The sequence below is a fragment of the Streptomyces gilvus genome, from assembly GCF_022513565.1.
GTDB lineage: Bacteria > Actinomycetota > Actinomycetes > Streptomycetales > Streptomycetaceae > Streptomyces > Streptomyces gilvus.
In genome coordinates this window covers 75,488-96,726 of sequence record NZ_JAKWBE010000023.1, presented here as the reverse complement: position 1 = coordinate 96,726, position 21,239 = coordinate 75,488, and the positions used below count along the sequence as shown (strand labels likewise).

Below are 21,239 nucleotides of genomic sequence, written 5' to 3'. Positions count from 1 at the left end.
ACACCCCTCAGTGGGCGATGCTGTCGTACCCCTCGATCTCGCGCGGGCCGCGGGCCGCCGGGCCCACGTACCGCGCCGACGGCCGCACCAGCCGGCCCGTCCGCTTCTGCTCCAGGATGTGCGCCGACCAGCCGGCCGTACGCGCGCACGTGAACATCGACGTGAACATGTGCGCCGGGACCTCGGCGAAGTCCAGGACGATAGCCGCCCAGAACTCGACGTTGGTCGCCAGCACCCGGTCCGGCCGGCGGGCGTGGAGCTCCGCGAGGGCCGCCTTCTCCAGGGCCTCGGCGATCTCGAAGCGCGGCGCGCCCAGTTCCCGGGCGGTACGGCGCAGCACGCGCGCGCGGGGGTCCTCGGCGCGGTACACGCGGTGCCCGAAGCCCATGAGCCGCTCGCCGTTGTCGAGGGCCTGGCGGACGTAGGCCTCCGCGTCCCCGGTTCGCTCGATCTCCTCGATCATGTGCAGCACCCGGGAGGGCGCGCCGCCGTGCAGCGGGCCCGACATGGCGCCCACGGCGCCCGAGAGGGCCGCCGCGACGTCGGCGCCGGTGGAGGCGATCACCCGGGCGGTGAAGGTGGACGCGTTCATGCCGTGCTCGGCGGCGGACGTCCAGTAGGCGTCTACGGCGGCGACGTGCTTCGGGTCCGGCTCGCCGCGCCAGCGGATCATGAACCGCTCGGTGATGGACTGCGCCTTGTCGATCTCCCGCTGCGGCACCATCGGCAGGCCCTGACCGCGCGCCGACTGGGCGACGTAGGAGAGGGCCATGACGGCGGCCCGGGCGAGGTCCTCGCGGGCCTCGTCGGCGTCGATGTCGAGGAGGGGTTTGAGGCCCCACACCGGCGCCAGCATGGCGAGCGCCGACTGGACGTCCACCCGGATGTCGCCGGAGTGCACGGGGATCGGAAACGGCTCGGCGGGCGGCAGACCGGGATTGAAGGCGCCGTCGACCAGCAGCCCCCAGACATTGCCGAACGAAACGTGACCGACCAGGTCCTCGATGTCGACGCCCCGGTACCGCAGGGCGCCGCCCTCCTTGTCCGGTTCGGCGATCTCCGTCTCGAACGCGACGACTCCCTCGAGTCCGGGTACGAAGTCGGACATCAGGCGGCTCCTCGTGTGTGTACGGCTCAATGGCGGCCCGGCCCGTCGGATCCCCGGTCGGCTCGTGCGACTCGCGGTCCCGGGCGGTTGGTCGTTCAACCGGAACGGCATCAGCACGATATCTCCGAGTGCCACATTTTGGGAGGGTTACGGCACTCAGTGCCATGGTGCTGGGCGCGTGGGTGCCGCTTCCGTTCCGCTTCCGTTCCGCTTCCATGCTGCTTCGGTGCCGCGGAGGCGCTTCATCGCGGCACTCGTGCGTACGGCAAGATGACCGCGTGACCGACCGAGACGCCGTCCCCCTCGATCCCGCCGCGATGCGCAAGCAGTACCGGGCCGAGGGCCTCGCCGAGTCCGCGCTGGCCGCCACGCCCGTGGAACAGTTCGCGCACTGGTTCGCGCAGGCCGCGACCGAGGCCCATCTCTTCGAGCCGAACGCCATGGTCGTCTCCACGGCGAACGCCCAGGGCCGCCCCAGCTCGCGGACCGTGCTGCTGAAGGCGTTCGACGAGCAGGGCTTCGTCTTCTACACCAACTACGACTCCCGTAAGGGCCGCGACCTCGCCGAGAACCCGTACGTCTCGCTGCTCTTCCCCTGGCACCCCATGGCCCGCCAGGTCATCGTCAGCGGTGTCGCCCGCCGCACCGGCCGGGACGAGACCGCGGCCTACTTCCGCAGCCGCCCGCACGGCTCCCAGCTCGGAGCCTGGTCCAGCGCCCAGTCCAGCGTGATCCCCTCCCGCGCCGAACTCGACGCCGCCTACGCCGAACTCGCGGCCCGCTACCCGGAGGGCGAGCAGGTCCCCGTGCCCCCGAACTGGGGCGGCTTCCGGGTGGCCCCCGAGACGGTGGAATTCTGGCAGGGCCGCGAGAACCGCCTGCACGACCGGCTGCGGTACGTGGCAGAGCCGGACGGAAGCTGGCGCGTGGAGCGCCTCAGCCCCTGACGGTCCCAGCCCCCGCGAAACGCAGGCGACCCGCGAGCTCTGGTCCCTCCGCCTCAGCGAAGGAGCCGGCCGGACGTACCGGCGAGCTCGCGGGTCGGGTGACTGCGTTGGATTAGGCCGGCTGCGTGTTTCGCTCACACGCTGGTCCGGCACCGCACTGGGTGTGATGACGGGCCACTAGCCCGCAGTCACCTCGCGCGTCCGGGTTTCACTCATTTACCCGATCACCTCCTTTCCACGTAGGCCACACCCTAAGAACCCGTCGAGGGCCGTTCAACCGGTTTTTCGGGATGTTGACGGAGTGGACTCCGGCCGAAGGCGGTAGCCGTAGCCGTCACCCCGCTGCAGGAGACGCAGATTCCAGTGGGAGACGTTGATCCGTCCTCTCGGCGTGGTGAGGCTGTGCTGCCCTCTGGCTCGGACGGAGATACGGCCGGTCCAGGTGCCGACCCACCTGCCGGACGGCATGGTGGCTCGCACGAGGTCGCCGGTCACATAGCCGAAGTGCATCTTGGCGCGGGTTCGACGGAGGCGCGGGAAACCGAACCGATCCGGGGTCGTGCGGGCGTAGGAACCCCGGCCTGTGGCTTTGACGACCAGCACCTGTTCGGGGAACCGCACGATCACATCGCTGACTTCGTGATCAAGTTTCCCGACAGCCAGGGCATCCAGGGTATGCGTCTTGTCGAGCCCCATGGCCTCGCGGTTCGCCTTGGTGAGGTGGCCTGGCCAGAGATGTAGCGGTCTGCCGAGTGTTGCCACCTTTTCCGAGAGCTGTCCCTGGATCGCGTTCATAGCGGCGGCGTCACGGAGTGGGGCCTGGGTCTGAGTGAGGATGGAGGCCAGGAGAGCCGGTCGGTCGGCGAGGAAGGATTCGATCGATCTGCTGCCCTTGGCTTTGTTGCAGGGGATGCAGGAGACGACGAGGTTGGAGACGCGGCTCGACCCTCCTCGGCTGCGTGCGCGCACGTGCTCGATGTTCAGGGGTACGCCGGTGGCGCCGCAGTAGGCGCAGGCGCTGTTCCACCTGGCGCGTAGGTGAGCGCGGGTGGTGGTTCCGGCGAGCGGCCCCTGTGTGTACTCGGGTCCGTAGAGGGGTCTTCCGGCGCTCATGGCGTGGGTGTCGAACGAGACGAGCTCCATGTGGATCTCGGTGACGGGCGCATATCGACACAGCCGCGTCACTTGGGAGAGGGTGGTGTCGACGCGATGGCGCAGGGAGGGTGGCAGCCATCCTGGGGTGCGGCTTCGATTGTTGGAACGACGCGCCCGATAGCCGCAGTTGGTGGACCGTCGTCGGTGGCGGTAGCCAGCACGCTGCTGCATGCATCGGTGGATCTGATCGCCGCGGTGGTGGAGTTCGATGGTCACGAGACCACGCCTGACGGCGAAGACGGCGCCGTGCGCGTCGGTTTCCTTCTTCTCGTCAGTGAGGGCGATACCGGTGCGTTTGGAGCCAGGGTCGATGCGTAACTGCACTCCGTCGACTTCCGACTCGGCGCGGGTTCGGTCCTTCAGTCGAATGGTGAAGGGCACCTGTCGTGAGACGACTGCCCGTCCCCTGCCCAGGAGTTCGCGGGCGCGGGCGGGGTGGCACGGCATGAGGGGTTGTCCGTCCTTGGCGAGGACGAAGACCCTGCTCGCACCGATCCCACCCGTGTACGACTTGCTGTGCGTGGAAGCGTCACCGCTTCTGTTCTCTGCCGAATCCGCTGCCGCGGCAGCGTGCTCGCCGTGACGCCGACGGGCTCTGGTGCTACGCCCGACGGTCTCCCCTCGCCCATGTTCCCTGCCGGTGTCCCGCGCGGTGGCGGGGTGTCCGTGAGCCGTTTCGTCCCTGCTCCCGGGGTTGTCTGCTCTCACGGATTCCAGAGCAGGCTGCTGAGTAGGGTGGGCAGCCCCGCCCGCACGAGTGCGGGACGAAACTGCCTCCCTCCGAACGGTACGTGCGGCTTTCACCGCATACCGCTCTCCAGTAATGGTGGGGATTCCCCTCCCGGTCATACCGGCCTCCATTCGAGGTCGGCCAGTCTCATCCCGTCGTAGCTGCCATTGTGGATTTTCACGTGGCATCCATGACAGGCCGGAATCTGCTTGCGATTGAGGGAAGCCATCACCCGCGTGAAGCCGGTGACGTCTTCTCCCATCTTCCGGATGTGCCGCACGTGGTGCATCTGCACCTCATGGCTACTACCGCAGATCGCGCAGAACCTGCCGAGACTGCTCTTGGTCCTCAACCCCCAACTGGCCGCGCTGATGTCCCCCGTGGGGCCACCGTCCGACGTCTTGAAGTTGAACGGGTCCGCCCCTGACCTACGCCGGAGATTCAGGGAGACCTTACGAGCCTTCCCATCGTCCCCGGTAACCGAGACGGTCAGGTTCCTGCCGTACTTCGCGAACGTCTTCCGCAGTGAGCCGATCTTGTGCTTGTGGCTCAGAGTCTTAGCTGCTGAAAGCTGGAGGATGTGCTGAACCCACGTCAACTCGCCATAGTTGCTGGCGAAAGAGTAGAAGTTCAGGATCCCGTTGAGTACGGCGTTGAACCTGGCGATGATGTCGACATCATCGAGTACGGTCCAGCTCCGCTTACTCAGCGCGATTCCCTCCTTGGTGCAAAATCCCTTCTGGTGAAGGCGCGAGACCACCTCGGAGACCGGGGCGCTCAGCCGAACCACTCCTCGGGGACGACGTCGCTTTGCGGAGCGACGCCCTTCCACTGGAGCGTGCTTCACGACATCCGAGTCTCTTTCCCCGGCACAGCTGATCCTTGTTCCCAGGAAGAAGGCTTCCTCCGAGGATGCATGTCGGATGTGGGTCTTTTCCAGGCTGAGTTCGAGCTTCAGCTCGTTCGCGAGGAATTCCCTCACTTCCGATCGGATCTTCTCCGCCAGGTGTCGAGGCCCGATCACTCCGACCAGCCAGTCATCCGCGTAGCGGATGTAGCGAACTCGGATGTAGGAGGGGTCCATCATCGAGCGCGATGGCAGCTCCCGCATCTTGCGCCTGATCTCCTTCACTTCGGCTCCGGAGATCGTGCCGTTCCTGCGGCCCCTGTCGAGTCGGTTGACAAGTGACCGGTACTCCTTGTTGAGAGCCGGTTTCTTGCCCTTCTCCTCCCGGGCCGTGATCTCCCGCATCTTCCTGTCGAGTTCGTGTAGATACACGTTCGCCAGGGTGGGCGAGAGAACACTTCCCTGCGGGGTCCCTGCCAGGGTTGCTTCGTAGCGGAGGTCCGTCAGGACCCCTGCCCGAAGGGCTTTCCTGATCAGGTTCAGGAACCTCTCGTCGCTAATCCTTCTGCGCAAAAGACTGATCAGAACGTCGTGATCGATGTTGTCGAAGAACGACTTGATATCGCCTTCGATAAACCATCTCGTGCCTGACCAGATGTTCTTGACTTCTTTCAGTGCTGTGTGAGGTCCACGGCCTTTGCGGAACCCGTGTGACGTGTCTTCAAAGGTTTCGTTTCCGGGGCTCTCGTAGACAGCTTCAAGAACCATCCTGATCACCTCCTGGACCACCTTCTCGACGGGGGCGGCGATTCCCAGGGGGCGGAGCTTACCGTTGGCCTTCGGGATAAAAACCCTCCGGGCCGGGGTGAACTGGAAACTCTCGTCCTTCATGGAGCGAATCAACCGCTGAATCGTCCTCTCCGAGAACCCATCCAGGGTTGAGCCGTCGCTGCCCTTCGTCATGTTGCCGGGCTTGCTCTTGATCCGCTCGTAGGCGGCCATATACATCTCGGGCCGGTACATGAGCCGATACAGGTCGCGGTTGACCCGGCTCGGGTCCGCGTTCAGCCGACCGATAGTCACAAGGCGTCCGAGATCGATCTCCGTCATCCGACGTAACCCCTTTCTCCTTGCGTCGTCATTACCTGCTGCCCTTCCCCTTCGCAGGGCATTACCCCGGCCGTATCCGTCTGCCGGGCGGGTACTACGGCAGCTCCGTCGCCATAGCCGTTGCCAGCCTTAGGCGATCCCCTAGTTACGTGAACCTGGTGCGTCCACCCTTAGGTCCCCCGTTCGTCCTATCTCCCACTTCTTGTGGTTGTCCCCTGCGAGATGGCTTCGTCCCGACGCTTCCCCTGTCGGGTCGATCGCGGGCCGGGATGTGCGGTGACTTATCCCGGGGAAGAGCTGAATTCCAACTGGACTGGGGTTGAGGCAATCAAGCCTTGGCCATAGGTGGCCTGGCGCACCCCGCTTCTCGCCCGCTGTCACCTGGGGCTCACGGGGCTTACCCGGCATGCTGTTGTCCCCTCCGGATTTCTCGTTCAGGTAAGCCGGTCGCCTTACCTACATCGCCATCAGTAGGGCCTCACTACGAGGCAGCCAGGATCACGCCGCAAGGGCGCACGGAAGCACAGCCTGGTGGGTCTGCCCGCCTACAGGAAACGTAGTCATCGGGTACACCTCCCCTGATCCTTCGATCGTGATGACTGGGGCTGGTCACTCAACAACCATGTGGTCGGGGGCGAGTGACCTCCTTTCCCATGTGTATGACTGACGCTGGTGACAAAGATCCGCCCCGGCGGTCCACTCCGTCGAAAGTCGCCCATCTATGCGAATTCGGAGGATTCGTCGAACGCTCAGCCGATCTTCGTGCTAGGGCGCGACCCGAAAGCGATGGACGTATCTCCGCAGCTCACCTAGCTTTCCGCGCATGACACAGCGACGCGCGATTCTCAGTGGTTCGACGTTCGAGGAGCGGATCGGGTATGCGCGGGCCGTCGTGGACGGGGACTGGGTGCATGTGTCCGGGACCACCGGGTTCGACTACGCGGCCATGACGATCTCCGGGGACGTCGTCGAGCAGGCCGAGCAGTGTCTGCGCAATATCGGGGAGGCGTTGGAGCGGGCCGGGTGTGGGTTCGAGGACGTTGTTCGGGTGCGTTATCTGTTGCCCGAGCGGGCGGACTTCGAGCCGTGCTGGCCCGTGCTGCGCCGGGTGTTCGGGGAGGTGCGGCCGGCGGCCACGATGATGGTGTGCGGGCTGTCGGATCCCCGGATGCGGATCGAGATCGAGGTGTACGCGCGGCGCCGGGTGCTGCGGATCGACGCCGTGCACGGGGAGGACATGCTGGAGGAGTGGCGGTACGTGCACAACGCCGTGGTGCCGGCCGCCGCCATGTCCGTTGATGATGCGCGGGGGCGGCTGGCGCGGTATCGGATGGAGAACGCCTATCTCGGGGACGTGCTCGTGGGGTGTTCCACCGTGCGGCCGCCGGAGGGGGAGGGTGCGGTCGCGACCGTCATCGCGCGCGTGCTGCCCGAGTACCGGGGGCGCGGCTTCGGGACCGCGCTGTACGAGCGGGGGCTCGCGCACGCGCGTGTGCTGGGGGCGCGGGGCGTGGAGACGTGTGTGCTGGCGGTCAATGAGGACGGGTTGCGGTTTGCCGGGAAGCGGGGGTTCGTCGAGGTGGAGCGGTATGTGCTCGACGGAGAGAGCGATCTCTGGGTTGATCTTCGGCTGGGTCAGGGGTGATCGTGGAGGGGAGTGGCCGGCAACGATTCTCTCAATCTTGGGGAACTCGGTGTGTGCTGCGTCACGTTCCAGTTAGATGATTGCTAGTGAGCGAACCGACGCGCCGTACCTGCGGACGCAGCTGGCAGGGGGTCCAGGTGAGTGCTTCCCGGCGTAGTGGGACCACCGATGAGCTGGGGCCGGACGAGCCCGAGCGGGCCGGCCCCGTGGGCCCCGACGGCTCGGATCTGCTCGCCGCGCTGCTCGACGGGATGGACGCGGCGCTGTGCGCCTTCGACGCGGACGGGGTCGTCACCCACTGGAACCGCGAGGCCGAGCGGATCCTGGGCTGGACGGCGGCCGAGGCGGTGGGCCGGCACGGATTCGCGGGCTGGGCCGTGCGGGAGGCCGACGCCGAGGAGGTCGAGCAGCGGCTGATGTCCGCCATGCAGGCCCCGGGGCGGCAGGTGCACGAGTTCGCGTTGCTGACCAAGGACGGCGGGCGGGTGCTCGTACGGACGCAGTCGGCCGCCGTGCGAGGGCCGGACGGGAAGCCCGCCGGGGTGTACTGCGCCTTCAGCGAGGTGCACACGCAGATCGATCTGGAGCGGTCGATCGCGCTGAGCGAGGCCCTGTTCGAGGACGCCAGCTGGGGTGTCGTGCTCGTCGACGCGGATCTGCGGCCGGCGGTGGTCAACGCCCATGCCGCGCGGGCGCTGGGCAGCGGGCGTACGTCCGCTCTGGGGCGGCCGCTCGGGGAGTTGCTGGCGCAGGGTGTCGAGGAGTTGGAGAGCGCGTTCACGCACGTCCTGGCGGAGGGCGCGCCGCCGGCGCCCGCCGAGATCTGGGTGAGTGTGCGCACGTCGGAGGGTGAGCAGCGGCGGTGCTGGCGGTGCGGGTTCGTGCGGCTGGCTTCACCGCTGGCGGAGGAGCCGGTGCCGCTGGGGGTGGGGTGGCTCTTCCAGGACGTGACGGAGGGCAAGCAGGGCGAGCAGGAGGCGGCGCTGCTGCGGTTCAGGTCGAACCAGTTGCACCGGGCGGCGCGGGCGGCAGCGGAGTGCGAGGATCCGCGGGAGGCGGCGACGGTCCATCTGGACTTCGCGCTCGCCGGGTTCGCCGATCACGCGCTGATCGACCGGGTGGCCGGGGGCGCGGTGGCCGACGCGGCGCTGGAGGGTCCGGTCCGGCTGGTACGGGTCGCCGCCACGCCGTCCGGTGGGCCGGGGCCGAGTCTGCTCACCGGGAAGGCGGGGCTGCCCGTGCGCTACGGGCAGGGGCATCCGGCGTTGCAGTGCGTGGAGCGGGCCGGGTCGGTGCGGGCCAGCGTGGGTGCCGTCGGCGGTGAGCAGGCGCGGGAGTGGGCCGTGGCCCGGCAGTGGCCCGCGGATGTGGTGCACGCGTTGTGCGCGGTGTTGCGCAGTCGGGGGCGGACGTTGGGAGTGGTGACGTTTCTGCGGGGGAGCGGGCGGAGCCAGTTCGAGCGGGTCGACGCCGTGTACGCGGAGGACGTGGCCGTCCGGATCGCCGCCGCGCTGGATCTGGCGGGCGTGCTGGACGCGGGCTAGGCACGGGCCAGGCGGATCCGACGCGATCAGGCGGCTCTAACGCCGGTAGAAGATGCGGTCCGCGTACTCGGTCATCACCCTGGTGTTCCAGTCGTGGCCGCCGTCCACGTTGCCGGACCTCAGCAGTGGCGGCTCGATGCCCCGCTCGGCCAGAGAACCCGCTGCCGTCGCCATCACGGCCTGCATGATCGCGCTGGTGACGACCGTGGAGGCGGGGGCGAAGGGGGCCGGGACGGTGTCCACGGTGAGGGTCGCGTCCCCGATGGCGATCTTGGAGTCCAGGACGATGTCGCAGTGGTCCTTGAGGTAGGTGCCCGAAGCGTGGCGGGAGCGGGTCTCCGTCGCGTACGCCACGGACGTGAGGCCGATGACCTTCACGCCGAGGGCGCGGGCCTTCATGGCCATCTCCACGGGGAGGGCGTTGCGGCCGGAGAGGGAGATGACGACCAGCGCGTCGCCCGCGCGGAGCGGGGAGGTGTCCAGGACCGCGCTGGCGAGTCCGTCGACGCACTCCAGGGCGGAGCCGAGGGTGGCGGGCATGACGTCGACGCCCACGACGCCGGGCACGGCGAGCAGGTTCATCAGGGCGAGCCCGCCGGCGCGGTAGACGACGTCCTGGGCGGGCAGCGAGGAGTGGCCGGCGCCGAAGGCGAAGAGGCGGCCCCCGTCGGCGACGGTGTCGGCGAGCAGTGTGCCGGCCGCCGCGACGGCCTCCGTCTCCTCGTCCCGGACCCGTCGCAGAAGCTCGATCGCGGCGTCGAGGAACTGGTCGGCCAGGGTGGCGTCGCTCATGCGGGTCCCTTCCGGGGCGGGTGGGGGCGGCTGTGTCGCGGATCACCGTGCGGTCTGGACCACTGCCGTGTCAATACGGTGGGGCAGGACCCTTGGTCGAGGGCGTGTGGCCCGCGTTCGCACGGTGCGGCACGGTTGTCAGTGGTATGCGTCAGAATTGAGTCCAGGGCCAGCGCACGCGCCGGGAAGCTGCTCGTGCTTCCGGCAGATCTCATCGAGGGGCACGTATGTCCGGACTGATCGACACCACGGAGATGTATCTCCGCACCATCCTCGAGCTGGAGGAGGAAGGTGTGGTCCCCATGCGTGCCCGGATCGCCGAGCGGCTCGACCAGAGCGGGCCGACCGTGAGCCAGACGGTGGCGCGGATGGAGCGGGACGGACTGGTCGCGGTGGCCGCCGACCGGCATCTGGAGCTGACGGACGAGGGCCGCCGGCTCGCCACGCGCGTGATGCGCAAGCACCGGCTCGCGGAGTGTCTGCTGGTCGACGTGATCGGCCTGGAGTGGGAGCAGGTGCACGCGGAGGCGTGCCGCTGGGAGCACGTGATGAGCGAGGCCGTCGAGCGGCGCGTGCTGGAGCTGCTGCGGCACCCGACGGAGTCGCCGTACGGGAACCCGATTCCGGGCCTGGAGGAGCTGGGCGAGAAGGACGGCGCGGACCCGTTCCTGGACGAGGGCATGGTGTCGCTGGCGGACCTGGATCCGGGGTCGGACGGGAAGACGGTCGTGGTGCGCCGTATCGGCGAGCCGATCCAGACGGACGCGCAGTTGATGTACACGCTGCGGCGCGCGGGTGTGCAGCCCGGTTCGGTGGTCAGCGTGACGGAGTCGGCGGGCGGTGTGCTGGTGGGCAGCGGGGGCGAGGCCGCCGAGCTGGAGGCGGACGTCGCCTCCCATGTCTTCGTCGCCAAGCGCTGACCACGCCTTCGCCGCCAAGCGCTGACGCCTTCCCGGCGCCTGTGTGAGGTAGGGGCGTCGTGCCGGTCCGTGCGGGGGTGAGGTCACGGCCCGGAGTCTGTGCGCCGAAATCGGAGCGCTCGGCCGGATCGCGTGCCAGGCTGTCGCGTGAGGCATATGACCGAGGGGGGACAGGGATGTGCCGCGGACATGTGGATGGCCCCGGCGCCTTGTGGCGCCGGGGCCTGTCCTCCCCTGTGCTGACCCGGAGCCCCGAGCTCTCAGGGTCATTCCCCTCGGACCGTTTTCCCCGAGCGGTCCGCCTCCCGCTGAAGATCTCCCCTGGGCGGCGGCGATCATTCCTCGAGTGTGGTCACTCGAACGAGGGGTGTTGTCCGGCGGAACGGCATTTTCGAATACCCATTCGATAGTCTGCGAGTGACGGGGAACGCGGAATCTGCGCTTCAGGAGTGAGTGCACGGCAACGGCAGGACACGGTTCACAGGACCGGCCGGCTCGAGCGGGAGCGGTCCGAGCAGAGCTAGGGGGGTGCCAGGACCATGGCGCGACGCATCGACGTGACCGGGGCGGGCGGCGTTCGCCTCGCGGCCTGGGAGTTCGGGGACCCGCCCAAGACGGACCCGGCCATGACGGACCTGGCCATGACGGACCCGGCCAGGACCGATCTGTCCGAGACGGATCTGCCCGAGACGGACCTGCCCGAGACTGACCTGTCCGGCCTCGTCCCCCGGCAGGCGGGGCCCCCGCACCGGGCCGCGCCGCACGCCGAGCAGGACCGCGCGCCCGGGGTGCTGTTACTGCACGGCCTGATGGGCCGCGCCTCGCACTGGGCGTCCACCGCCCGCTGGCTCTCCGAACGGCACCGGGCGGTCGCCCTCGACCAGCGCGGACACGGCCAGAGCGACAAGCCCCCACAGGCCGCGTACACCCGTGAGGCATACGTCGAGGACGCGGAGGCCGCCCTCGAACAGCTCGGCCTCGCCCCGGCCGTCCTCGTCGGCCACGCCATGGGCGCGCTGACCGCCTGGCAGCTCGCCGCGAAGCGTCCCGAGCTGGTGCGGGGCCTGGTCATCTGCGACATGCGGGCCTCCGCCCTCGGCGCCGCCTCGCAGCGGGAATGGGCGGACTGGTTCCGGGCCTGGCCCGTCCCCTTCGCCACCCTGGCGGACGTACGCAAGTGGTTCGGTGAGGACGATCCCTGGGTGGAGCGGCGCAATCCGGCGCGCGGGGAGTTCTACGCCGAGGTGATGCACGAGTCCGCCGACGGCTGGCGGCCGGTCTTCGAACCCGAGCAGATGCTGAAGTCCCGGGAGACCTGGGTGTACGACGCGCACTGGGAGGAGCTCACCCAGGTGTGCTGCCCGGCGCTGGTGGTGCGGGGGCTCGACGGGGAGCTGGGGCGGGCGGAGGCGCAGGAAATGGTGCGGGTACTGCCCCGTGGCCAGTACGCGGAGGTCGCCGACGCCGGCCACCTGGTCCACTACGACCAGCCGGAGGCCTGGCGGGCCGCGATCGAGCCGTTCCTGGACTCCGTGCTCAGCACTCCGTGAAGCGCTCGCTGAAGCGCTCGCTGAAGCACTCCGCGAAGCACCACGTGCCCCTCACCCCTTGCTCACCGCCGTCAGGATCTCCGGGAGACGGGCCGCCGTGCGCGGCGCCGCGAGCCGCAGCCCCGCCCAGGTGATCGCCGCCCCGTAGGCCGCGCCCAGGGGCAGCAGGACCCAGCTCCAACTGTCGCCGTCCTCCACCACGTTGACCCAGATCGTCACGGCGATGACCGGGGAGGACAGCAGGGCCGCCGAGACCATGCCGCCGAAGATGGAGATCCAGGCGAGGCCGGTCTGGCCGGGGGCGACGTTCTTGTAGCCCTCCTGCGGGATGGAGTACGGGAAGCGGGCCGAGGTCCACGCGCCGGTGGCCAGCATCGCCCCGAGCAGGGCGAAGGACAGACCGAGCACCTCGGGCAGGCGCGGCCAGTCGTCGAGCATCGCGGTCGTGAGGACCGTGACGAGCGTGGCGTACGGCAGGGTGATCACCAGCAGCGCCAGCGCCCGTCCGCGCAGCTCGACGTAGGCGTCGTGCGCGGAGGAGATCGTGGTCGCCACCATCCAGAACGCGGACGTGTCCTGCCCGAACTGGTTGTACATCTGAATGCCGAGCATCCCGGCGGCGAAGCACGCGAAGTAGACGGAGCCGGTGCCCTGCAGGGCGTTGAACACCGGCACGATGAGGCCGATGGCGAGCGAGGTCACCCAGGCGGCCTTGGTCTTGGGGTCCCGCCAGACGTACCGCAGGCTGCGCTCCATGACGGTCCCGGTCCGCCCGGCGGGCAGCAGCCGCGCCATCCTCCCGGACGTCCGCTCGCGTCGGCCCGGCGTGGTGTCGGCCTGCAGGGTGGAGCCGTCCGGTGAGGTCATCAGCCGGGTCAGATGCCCCGCCCACACGGCGATCAGCACCACCAACGCCCCGGCCGCGAGCGCGAGTTGGGCGGCGGCGATGCCGTACGACCCCTCGCTCACGGAGCGCACCGCGCCGATCGCCGACGCGGGCGGCAGCCACCGCACCACGTCCCCGACCGGCGCGAGCTGCGCCAGTCCGCTCGAACCCAGGCGCTGCGCACCGAAGTTGACCAGCTGCGCCCCGATCGCGACGACCAGGCCGCTGAGCACCGCGAGGTCGCGGCCCCTGCGGCTGGTCAGCAGGCGGATGTTGGCGGCGGCGACGGCCCGCGCGAGGGCCACGCACACCAGCAGCGCGAGGACGACGGCGACGACTCCGACGGCGTAGGCCGCACCCCCGTGCGCGACGGCGACCGTCGAACCGATCAACAGGAGCAGCGTGAACAGCGGTCCGATGCCGACCAGCGAGGCCGCGAGCAGCGCCCGTACCAGCGGGCGGGGCCGCAGCGGCAGCATCACCAGCCGGGTGGGGTCGAGGGTCTCGTCGCCGCCGGGGAAGAACAGCGGCATCACCGCCCAGCCCAGCGCCAGCACGGCCGTCAGCAGCACGACCACGGCGTCGATGTGGGCGTGCCCGCGCAGTGCGATCAGCCCGAGCAGCTGCAGCGCCCCGAACAGCAGCACGACGACGGCGGACGCGACGTACGCGGCCCGCCGTCCCCCGGACTGCCTGAGCCCGTTCTTGAGCAGCGACAGCTTCAGCCGTACGACGGTCCCGGTGATGTCGCCCGTCATCGCGCCCCGCCGCCCAGCCAGTCCAGGTCGGTGCCGGCGTCGCGGCCGCCGGCGCCGACGAGCTGGAGGAACGCCTGCTGCAACGAGGGGGCGTCGCCGCGGACCTCGGCGAGGGTGCCGCGGGCGCGGATACGGCCGGCGGCCAGCACGGCGACCCAGTCGCACAGGGACTCGACGAGTTCCATGACGTGGGAGGAGAAGACGACGGTGGCGCCGGAGGCCGTGTACCGCTCCAGTACGCCCCGGATGATCTGCGCGGACACCGGGTCGACGCCCTCGAACGGCTCGTCCAGGAAGAGCACTTCGGGATTGTGCAGCAGCGCGGCGGCGAGCCCGATCTTCTTGCGCATACCGGTCGAGTAGTCGACGACGAGCTTGTGCTGGGCACCGGCCAGGTCGAGCACGTCGAGCAGCTGGGTGGCCCGCTTGTCGACCTCGGCGCCGGGCAGGCCGCGCAACCGGCCGGAGTAGGCGAGCAGTTCCCTGCCGGACAGCCGCTCGAAGAGCCGCAGCCCTTCCGGCAGCACCCCGATCCGTGCCTTGACGGCCACCGGATCGTGCCAGACGTCATGCCCGACGACCTCGACGGTCCCCTGATCGGGCCTGAGCAGCCCGGTCACCATGGAGAGGGTGGTCGTCTTGCCGGCCCCGTTGGGCCCCACCAGTCCGATGAACTTCCCCGCGGGCAGCTCGAGATCGATCCCGGCAACGGCAACCTGCTGCCCGAACCGTTTCCAGAGGCCCTGTACGCGTACGGCGGCTGACGTCATGCCTGAACCCTACGGTCAGGTCACCGGTCCCGGCCGCACGCATAGGCAAGCGGGGAGATCAGCTCCTCCGCGTCCGGCAGCCACCGGTTGGCGGGGGTGGGCCGGCAGGCCCACTGCACGGCCCCCCTGGACCCGTAGCGCGTGGGCGGAGCGGCCACGTAGGCCCCCTCGCCCAGCGCGACGAGATCGAGGGAGGACGGGGACCAGCCGAGCCTGCGTACCAGGTCGGGAACCTTCGCCGAGGCGCCCGGCAGCACGAAGAAGTGCATCCGGCGGTCCGGCGTCAACGTCACGGGACCCAGCGTCAACTCCATGCGCTCCATGCGGGCCAGCGCCAGGAACCCGGCCGTCTCCGGGACGGAGATCGCGTCGAACGTCTGCCCCGTCGGCAGCAGGATCGAGGCCGTCGGCTGCTTCTGCCACATCCGGCGGGCGACGGTCGCGCTGCCGGTCGCCAGCGTCGCCCAGTCCTCCCGCGCGGGATGCGCCCCCGGCGTATCGCACCCGGCGTCGCCGCAGGAGCAGTGCTGCACCCCGTCGACGGCTTCCAGCCAGGTGCCGGGGAAGACGTCCCAGTGGCGCTCCTCGGCGTAGCGAACGGCGGTCTCCAGCAGCGATTCTCCGCGCTGCTTCGGGATTCGGGCTGCTTCGGGCCCCGCGATGGTCTCGTCCACGATGAACACAACTCTAGTGATCACCGGGGGTTACGCACGCCATATGCGCGGGGGAGGGGCAACGATTCCGCATCGGGGCGCACGGGTGCACGGGCGGGGGCGCAGAGGAGGAAGTCCGGTGTGAGCTGGGTAGCCAGTAGCGGGGTCGGCATCAGCTTTACCCCGGCAATCCTCGCATGCCTCGCATTGTCGGTATGTCCGCGGGGCATTGATCTTCCCGGCCGGATCTTTTCGCCCCCCACGGCAGGGGATCCGGCAGGAAGGACACGCCAACTCGGTGCGTGGGCAGGCACCGCAGCCACAGGGGGTAGTGCCAATGGCCGCAAGGCCTCTCGTCGCGCGGCAGCCGAACGAACGGCTGCAGGCGCTCATCCAGGAGGCGGGGTGCTCGAACGCCGGGCTCGCCCGCCGGGTCAACATGTGCGGCGCCGAGCACGGCCTCGACCTGCGCTACGACAAGACGTCCGTGGCCCGTTGGCTGCGCGGACAGCAGCCCCGGGGCCGGGCGCCCGCGATCATCGCGGAGGCGCTGGGCCGCAAACTCGGCCGTACGGTCACGATCGACGAGATCGGCATGGCCAACGGCAAGAACCTCGCCTCGGGCGTCGGGCTCCAGTTCTCGCCGACGGTACTGGGAGCCATCGAGCAGGTCTGCGAGCTGTGGCGCAGTGACGTGGGCCGACGGGACTTCCTGTCCGGCTCGTCCGTCGCCGCGTCCGCGCTGGTGGAGCCGAGCCGGGACTGGCTGATCTCCTCTCCGGACGCACAGGTGGCGCGCTCGGCGGGCCCGCGCGTCGGACAGTCCGACGTGGCGGCCGTCTCGGCGATGACCCAGGCCCTCGTGGACCTGGACCACCAGTACGGCAGCGGACATGTGCGCCCGGTCGTCGTGCACTACCTCAACAGCGTCGTCTCGGGGCTGCTGGCGGGCTCGTACCGGGAGGCGGTGGGCCGTGACCTGTTCGCCGCGGTCGCCCGACTCACCGAGCTCGCCGGGTACATGGCCGTCGACACCGGCCAACCGGGCCTGGCCCAGCGGTACTACATCCAGGCGCTCAGGCTCGCGCAGGCGGCGGGCGACCGGGGGTACGGCGGCTATGTGCTGGCCGCCTCCATGAGCCACCTCGCCGCGCAGCTCGGAAACCCGCGGGAGATCGCGCAGTTGGCGCGGGCGGCGCAGGAAGGGGCGCGGGGACGGGTCTCCCCGCGCGCGGAGTCGATGTTCTACGCGGCGGAGGCACGCGGGCACGCCCTGATGGGCGACGCGCGGGCGGCCCAGCTGGCGTCCGGGCGGGCGGTGAGCGCGCTGGAGGCGGCCGACGCCGACTCCGGGGACGACCCGGCGTGGATCACGCACTTCGACGAGGCGTATCTGGCCGACGAGCTGGCGCACTGCCACCGCGACCTCGGACAGGCCGAGGCGGCCGCGCGGTGCGCGCAGGAGTCGCTGGCCGGGCTGCCGGAGACGAAGGCGCGCAGGCGGGCCATCGGGTACGTGCTGCTGGCCACCGCGCAGGTGCAGCAGCGCGAGATCGAACAGGCCTGCACCACCGGACTCAAAGCGGTCGAGCTGCTGGAGACCCTGCGCTCCAACCGGGGCGCCGAGTACCTGGAGGACTTCCAGCAGCGGCTCGAGCCGTACCGGGAGGAGCCGGTGGTGCGGGAGTTCGGGGCGCGGATGGAGTTGCAGGCGGCGGCGTGAGGGCGGGCGACCGGCCGGTTCCGCGTGTGTGAAGTTGCGGGAAACGGCCGGTTGTCGTGCGGGTTCGCGCACGCGGTGGACATAAAGAGCGCGCTGTAGAGCGATTCTGTTACGGCTGTCACAGGGAGGGAGGTTGAGGCCTGAGCTGCGTGGCACCCGGCTCGGGGGACCCGGTAGCGTGAGCCGACGATTCACAAGGTCCCCCCATGTGTAGGAGTCCCGGTGACGCAGAGTGGACAGGGCGAGAAGCCCTCGCCGCGCGAGGCGCGCGAAGGCATCGTGCTGCCCTCCGACGGCGGCGAACCCTTGCTCCCGGGCATGCTGAACACCCAGCCCGCGGCACCGAGCGGTCACACCGGTTCCTACGGCGGCTCCTCCGCCCCGCCGCCGGCCGGCCCCCCGGCCTCGGCCCCGCCCGGCGGCCAGTCCTGGGGCACGCCCTGGGGCCCCGACCAGCACCAGACCCCGGCGCCGCCCCCGGCCCAGTCCTGGCCGACCCCGCCGGACCAGTCCTGGGCGGCCCCCGACCAGTGGACCACCTCCACCACCTCCCAGCCCCTGCCGCCGGCCAACGACGGCTACGGCACCCCCCTGCCCCCCGCGGCCGACGAGGGGGCGACCCAGTACATACCGCCGGTCACCGCATCCGGCATGCCCGCCGGTGCGCCCGTGCCCGGCAGCGAAGGCGCCACCCAGTTCCTGCCGCCCGTCCCCGCGAACGGCGACGAGGCCGCGACCCAGTACATCCCACCGGTAGGCCCGGGCCCGCTGCCACCCGAGGTGGGCCCGACGGGGGGCGCGGCGTCCGGCTTCCCGGGACACGCCCCGCAGCCGGGGGCCGGCACGGCGGGATTCGCGGGGCACGGCCCGCAGACGCACGCTCCCCAGGGTGAGACCGGCCCGACAGGGTTCCCGGGCTCCCCGCAGGCGCATGACCCGCAGGCCGGGACGGGCGCGACGGGGTTCGCAGGGCACACCGCCCAGACGCACGCCTCGCAGGCTGGTTCGGGCGCGACGGGGTTCGGGGCGCATGAAGCGCAGGCGCATGAAGCGCAGGCTGGGATGGGTGAGGCCGGGTTCGGGGGGCACGGCCCGCAAGGCGCGACCGGATTCCCGGGAGCCCCGCAGTCGCACCCCCCGCAGGGTGCGACCGGATTCCCGGGGGCCCCGCAGACGCACGGCAACCCGCACGCGGGGGTCGGGCCCATGCCCGTCGCTGGTTCGGACGCGCAGCCCACGCAGGTTCTGCCGCCCGTGACCGATCAGGGCCCCTACGGTGCCCAGCCCGGCGGGGACCGGCAGCCGCCCGCCGAGTTCGACAACCTGTTCCGCGGCGGGCCGGCCGGTGACGGCCCCGCCGGGGCCACGCAGCAGCTGCCCCGCTACGAGCAGCCCCCCGCCGCCCAGCCGCCGTACGGACAGCAGCCGGCGCCCTCGTACGGCCGACAGGCGCCCCAGCCGCCGTACGACCAGCAGCCGCCCGCCTCCTACGCGCCGCCGCAGGAGGAACGCGGCGGGCGCGGCCGGTCGAAGGTGCCGCTCATCGCGGCCGTCGGCATCGGCATCGTGGTGATCGGCGTCGGGGCCGGCGCGCTGCTCGGCGGCGGAGGCGGCGGCGGCAAGGACAAGAACCAGACCGTCTCCGCCACCGCGCCCGCCACCGACGGCTCCTCCTCCGCGTCCGCGGCGGACCCCGCGAAGCAGCAGGCCGTCGCGTTGGACAAGCTGCTGTCCGACAGCGGCAACAGCCGGGCTTCGGTGATCGCCGCGGTGGCGAACGTGAAGGCGTGCCGGAACCTGGATGGCGCGGCCTCGGACCTGCGCGACGCCGCCAAGCAGCGCACCCAGCTGGTCACCGACCTCTCCGGCCTGTCCGTCGACAAGCTGCCCAACCACGCCGAACTGACCACCGCCCTCACCCGGGCCTGGCAGGCGTCCGCGGCGGCCGACAACCACTACGCGGCCTGGGCCGACCAGGTCGGCGGCGCCAAGAAGGGCTGCAAGAAGGGCCAGGCCCGCACCACGGGCCAGACCGCGGCCGGCAACCGCGAGAGCGGCACCGCCAGCCAGCAGAAGGCCAGGGCGGCCGACCTGTGGAACGCGATCGCGCAGACCTACGGCCTGACCCAGCGCCAGCCGACCCAGCTGTGAGCGAGCGGCGCGCGGGTCAGTCGACCCGCGCGTCCTGCAGCGCCCTCGTCGTGTCCACGAAGCCCTTGCGCGCCGCCACCAGCTGACCCTGCCTGACCACCTGGAGGGTGACGTCGGCGTTGACGACACGGGAGAAACCGATGCTCGCCAGGGGACCCCTGGTGCCCCACCGCAGGGTCGGCGTGAGACCGCCGGTGGAGACCTTCAGCCCGTCGTCCAGGGCCCGGCGGATCGCGTCGGAGGTCACGTCGCCGCCGCCGAGCGACTGGACGACCTTGGTGAGCACGGTGTAGGCGATCCACGTCGTCTGCACCCCGGCGTCCGCCGCGTCGATCCGGTTGTCGCCGAAGGCCTCTTCGCTGATCACCTTCTTCATCGCGGCCCAGCGCGGGTCGCCGGCCGGCGGGTACCAGCCGGTGATGTACGCCCCCTCGTACGGGCCCTTCTGCGCGCCGGACTCGTTGACGGCCGTCTGGTCGACGCTGTCCAGGGTGGCCGCGGTGCGCACGGCGGGGCGGCCCTGGCGGGCGCGCTGGAAGGAGTCCATGAAGGTGCTGGTGCCGTCCCCGAGCGCGGGGACGACGCACCCCTTCTTCACGGGGTCGCCGGTCGTGGCGTCCAGCGCGTCGGCCGCCGGCTGCGTGTACTCGGTGGTGTCCTCCGCCGCCCGCTGGTCGATGGCCGGCTTGTGCCCGCCCGTCCCGAGCCCCGCGTCCAGCATGGGCGGCAGTTCGTCGCCCGCGATGGTGTCGGCGCGTACCAGCGCCACGGGGCCGCAGTCCGCGGCGAGTTCCTTGCCGAGGCCGGCCAGCAGCGTGGGCTGGCCGCCGTTGACCGGGTAGGACAGCGGGCTGGTGAACTCGGCGGTGGTGACGCCGTATCCGCCTATGTAGGGGATGCCCGCGCCCTCCAGGTCGGGCAGGTAGGAGTCGCCGAACTGGCTGTAGGAGCCGACGACGGCGACGACCCCGGCCTTCACGGCGTCGCGGGCGCACTTGGCGGCGGCCACGCTGTCGTTGTGGTCGTTGCAGGTCAGGACCTTCAGCTTGCGGCCGTTGATACCGCCCTTGGCGTTGATCCAGCGGGCGTAGGCCTGTGCGAAGGCGGGCATGCCGGGCTTGTTGGTGGCGCCGGTGTCCTGCGGGGCCCAGGTCATGACGGTGATCGGGTCATCCACGCCGCCCCCCGTGGCACCGGGGATGACCCCGCATCCTGCGGCGAGGGACGCGCACGCGGCCAGGGCCCCCGCCATACGGACGGTCGCTCTGACGGGCCGGTTGAGTGGGGGGAGGAAGGTGCTGCGGGTGCGTCGCCTGCCGGTCATGGGCACACACGCTTCCGCCACATCGGTAACCCGGGGGTGACCCTCGGTTAGCGAGCGGTGACGCGAAGGTGAATTACAGGGGGCGGAGAGGGACCCGATGGGAAGAACGTACGATCAGTGACCGTGCAAGGTACGGAGAACCCTTCCCGACGCGGGCGTCGCTCATCCACCATGGGCGGCATGCCACTGAACGACATGCCGTGGTGGCGCTGGCGCAGCAATGTGCGCTCCGCGCTGCACATGCTCTCCGACCCGGTGTTCCAGCAGAACGTCTGGCTGGCCGGGGTCGACGGGTACGGGGACGTCACCGACGCCGTGTACCGCCTGGTCGAGGACACCTGGCTGGACAACTGGTCCGCCGAGAAGTACGTCGGCACGATCTTCCGTGACTCTCAGGAGGCGGCCCTCGTCGACACCGCGGTGCTGCGGGTGCTGCGGATCATGCACCAGGTCGGCCCGGACGCCCCGGTCTCCGTGTACATGGAGAACCCCGGGTGGCCGGACGCGGTGCGGGCGGCGCGGGACGCGCACGTGCGGATGGCGACGGCCGACGGCGAGGACCCGGAAACGCCGCCGCGCACCCTGGAGCTGCTGAGGATCATGACGCGGTCCGCGTGACGGACGCG

General features: G+C 70.4%; 16 protein-coding genes. 8 read left to right on the top strand and 8 right to left on the bottom strand.

Annotation, left to right across the window (positions count from 1 at the left end):
* Positions 1 to 7 precede the first annotated feature (7 nt).
* Complete coding sequence (locus MKW14_RS29265; RefSeq protein WP_240867386.1) at positions 8 to 1,108, bottom strand: citrate synthase 2; 1,101 nt, start codon at positions 1,106 to 1,108, stop codon at positions 8 to 10.
* Between the two features lie 278 nt (positions 1,109 to 1,386).
* Here MKW14_RS29265 and pdxH point away from each other — a divergent pair, with 278 nt between their 5' ends.
* Positions 1,387 to 2,055 (top strand): pyridoxamine 5'-phosphate oxidase, encoded by a 669-nt coding sequence (pdxH, locus tag MKW14_RS29260; protein WP_240867383.1) that lies wholly within the window; start codon positions 1,387 to 1,389, stop codon positions 2,053 to 2,055.
* A gap of 273 nt (positions 2,056 to 2,328) precedes the next feature.
* Here pdxH and iscB read toward each other — a convergent pair whose 3' ends face one another.
* Positions 2,329 to 3,705 carry an RNA-guided endonuclease IscB gene (iscB, locus tag MKW14_RS29255; RefSeq protein WP_308314645.1) on the bottom strand — a complete coding sequence of 459 codons (1,377 nt, stop codon included), beginning with the start codon at positions 3,703 to 3,705 and terminating at the stop codon, positions 2,329 to 2,331.
* Positions 3,706 to 4,055: 350 nt separating this feature from the next.
* Positions 4,056 to 5,897 carry a reverse transcriptase/maturase family protein gene (locus MKW14_RS29250; protein ID WP_240867380.1) on the bottom strand — a complete coding sequence of 614 codons (1,842 nt, stop codon included), beginning with the start codon at positions 5,895 to 5,897 and terminating at the stop codon, positions 4,056 to 4,058.
* An 823-nt stretch (positions 5,898 to 6,720) separates the two neighbouring features.
* Here MKW14_RS29250 and MKW14_RS29245 point away from each other — a divergent pair.
* On the top strand, positions 6,721 to 7,542 hold the full coding sequence (locus tag MKW14_RS29245) for a GNAT family N-acetyltransferase (RefSeq protein ID WP_240867378.1): 822 nt from the start codon (positions 6,721 to 6,723) through the stop codon (positions 7,540 to 7,542).
* Positions 7,543 to 7,679: 137 nt separating this feature from the next.
* Positions 7,680 to 9,086, top strand: a complete 1,407-nt coding sequence (locus MKW14_RS29240; RefSeq protein WP_240867376.1) for a PAS domain-containing protein — start codon at positions 7,680 to 7,682, stop codon at positions 9,084 to 9,086.
* Positions 9,087 to 9,122: 36 nt separating this feature from the next.
* Here the strand turns inward: MKW14_RS29240 and MKW14_RS29235 are convergent, their stop codons facing one another.
* Entirely contained in the window at positions 9,123 to 9,878 is a 756-nt protein-coding gene (locus MKW14_RS29235) for an SIS domain-containing protein (RefSeq protein WP_240867374.1), read from the bottom strand.
* A 227-nt stretch (positions 9,879 to 10,105) separates the two neighbouring features.
* Here MKW14_RS29235 and MKW14_RS29230 point away from each other — a divergent pair, with 227 nt between their 5' ends.
* Both MKW14_RS29230 and MKW14_RS29225 read left to right on the top strand, forming a co-directional pair.
* The gene (locus MKW14_RS29230) at positions 10,106 to 10,798 is read left to right on the top strand and encodes an iron-dependent transcriptional repressor DtxR (RefSeq protein WP_054216870.1); all 693 of its coding nucleotides are present in this window, start codon (positions 10,106 to 10,108) and stop codon (positions 10,796 to 10,798) included.
* 539 nt (positions 10,799 to 11,337) lie between these two features.
* Positions 11,338 to 12,348: an alpha/beta fold hydrolase gene (locus tag MKW14_RS29225; protein ID WP_240867372.1), complete on the top strand. Its 1,011-nt coding sequence runs from the start codon at positions 11,338 to 11,340 to the stop codon at positions 12,346 to 12,348.
* Between the two features lie 51 nt (positions 12,349 to 12,399).
* Here MKW14_RS29225 and MKW14_RS29220 read toward each other — a convergent pair whose 3' ends face one another.
* From MKW14_RS29220 to MKW14_RS29210, 3 genes are read right to left on the bottom strand one after another with little or no spacing between them, the layout of a single operon-like run.
* Complete coding sequence (locus tag MKW14_RS29220; RefSeq protein ID WP_240867370.1) at positions 12,400 to 13,992, bottom strand: transporter; 1,593 nt, start codon at positions 13,990 to 13,992, stop codon at positions 12,400 to 12,402.
* Complete coding sequence (locus MKW14_RS29215; RefSeq protein WP_240867367.1) at positions 13,989 to 14,762, bottom strand: ABC transporter ATP-binding protein; 774 nt, start codon at positions 14,760 to 14,762, stop codon at positions 13,989 to 13,991. Before MKW14_RS29215 ends, MKW14_RS29220 begins: the two co-directional genes overlap by 4 nt.
* Positions 14,763 to 14,782: 20 nt before the next feature.
* A complete protein-coding gene (locus MKW14_RS29210) occupies positions 14,783 to 15,445 on the bottom strand; it encodes a bifunctional DNA primase/polymerase (RefSeq protein ID WP_240867364.1) in 663 nt (220 codons plus the stop codon).
* Positions 15,446 to 15,752: 307 nt separating this feature from the next.
* Between MKW14_RS29210 and MKW14_RS29205 the strand changes: the two genes are divergently transcribed.
* On the top strand, positions 15,753 to 17,138 hold the full coding sequence (locus tag MKW14_RS29205) for an NsdA family TPR-like regulatory protein (protein WP_240867361.1): 1,386 nt from the start codon (positions 15,753 to 15,755) through the stop codon (positions 17,136 to 17,138).
* A 222-nt stretch (positions 17,139 to 17,360) separates the two neighbouring features.
* Positions 17,361 to 19,289: a hypothetical protein gene (locus MKW14_RS29200; RefSeq protein ID WP_240867356.1), complete on the top strand. Its 1,929-nt coding sequence runs from the start codon at positions 17,361 to 17,363 to the stop codon at positions 19,287 to 19,289.
* Positions 19,290 to 19,305: 16 nt separating this feature from the next.
* Here MKW14_RS29200 and MKW14_RS29195 read toward each other — a convergent pair whose 3' ends face one another.
* Positions 19,306 to 20,613, bottom strand: a complete 1,308-nt coding sequence (locus MKW14_RS29195) for an ABC transporter substrate-binding protein (protein ID WP_240867353.1) — start codon at positions 20,611 to 20,613, stop codon at positions 19,306 to 19,308.
* A 117-nt stretch (positions 20,614 to 20,730) separates the two neighbouring features.
* Between MKW14_RS29195 and MKW14_RS29190 the strand changes: the two genes are divergently transcribed.
* A complete protein-coding gene (locus MKW14_RS29190) occupies positions 20,731 to 21,231 on the top strand; it encodes an SCO4402 family protein (RefSeq protein ID WP_240867350.1) in 501 nt (166 codons plus the stop codon).
* The last annotated feature ends 8 nt before the right edge of the window (positions 21,232 to 21,239 follow it).

Excerpts from the sequence above, each read along its gene's own strand:
- MKW14_RS29215 (WP_240867367.1), bottom strand. The coding sequence starts at position 14,762 with ATGACGTCAGCCGCCGTACGCGTACAGGGCCTCTGGAAACGGTTCGGG.
- MKW14_RS29195 (WP_240867353.1), bottom strand. The coding sequence starts at position 20,613 with ATGACCGGCAGGCGACGCACCCGCAGCACCTTCCTCCCCCCACTCAAC.
- MKW14_RS29220 (WP_240867370.1), bottom strand. The coding sequence starts at position 13,992 with ATGACGGGCGACATCACCGGGACCGTCGTACGGCTGAAGCTGTCGCTG.
- MKW14_RS29265 (WP_240867386.1), bottom strand. The coding sequence starts at position 1,108 with ATGTCCGACTTCGTACCCGGACTCGAGGGAGTCGTCGCGTTCGAGACG.
- MKW14_RS29230 (WP_054216870.1), top strand. The coding sequence starts at position 10,106 with ATGTCCGGACTGATCGACACCACGGAGATGTATCTCCGCACCATCCTC.
- MKW14_RS29245 (WP_240867378.1), top strand. The coding sequence starts at position 6,721 with ATGACACAGCGACGCGCGATTCTCAGTGGTTCGACGTTCGAGGAGCGG.
- MKW14_RS29235 (WP_240867374.1), bottom strand. The coding sequence starts at position 9,878 with ATGAGCGACGCCACCCTGGCCGACCAGTTCCTCGACGCCGCGATCGAG.
- MKW14_RS29205 (WP_240867361.1), top strand. The coding sequence starts at position 15,753 with ATGGCCGCAAGGCCTCTCGTCGCGCGGCAGCCGAACGAACGGCTGCAG.
- MKW14_RS29225 (WP_240867372.1), top strand. The coding sequence starts at position 11,338 with ATGGCGCGACGCATCGACGTGACCGGGGCGGGCGGCGTTCGCCTCGCG.
- MKW14_RS29250 (WP_240867380.1), bottom strand. The coding sequence starts at position 5,897 with ATGACGGAGATCGATCTCGGACGCCTTGTGACTATCGGTCGGCTGAAC.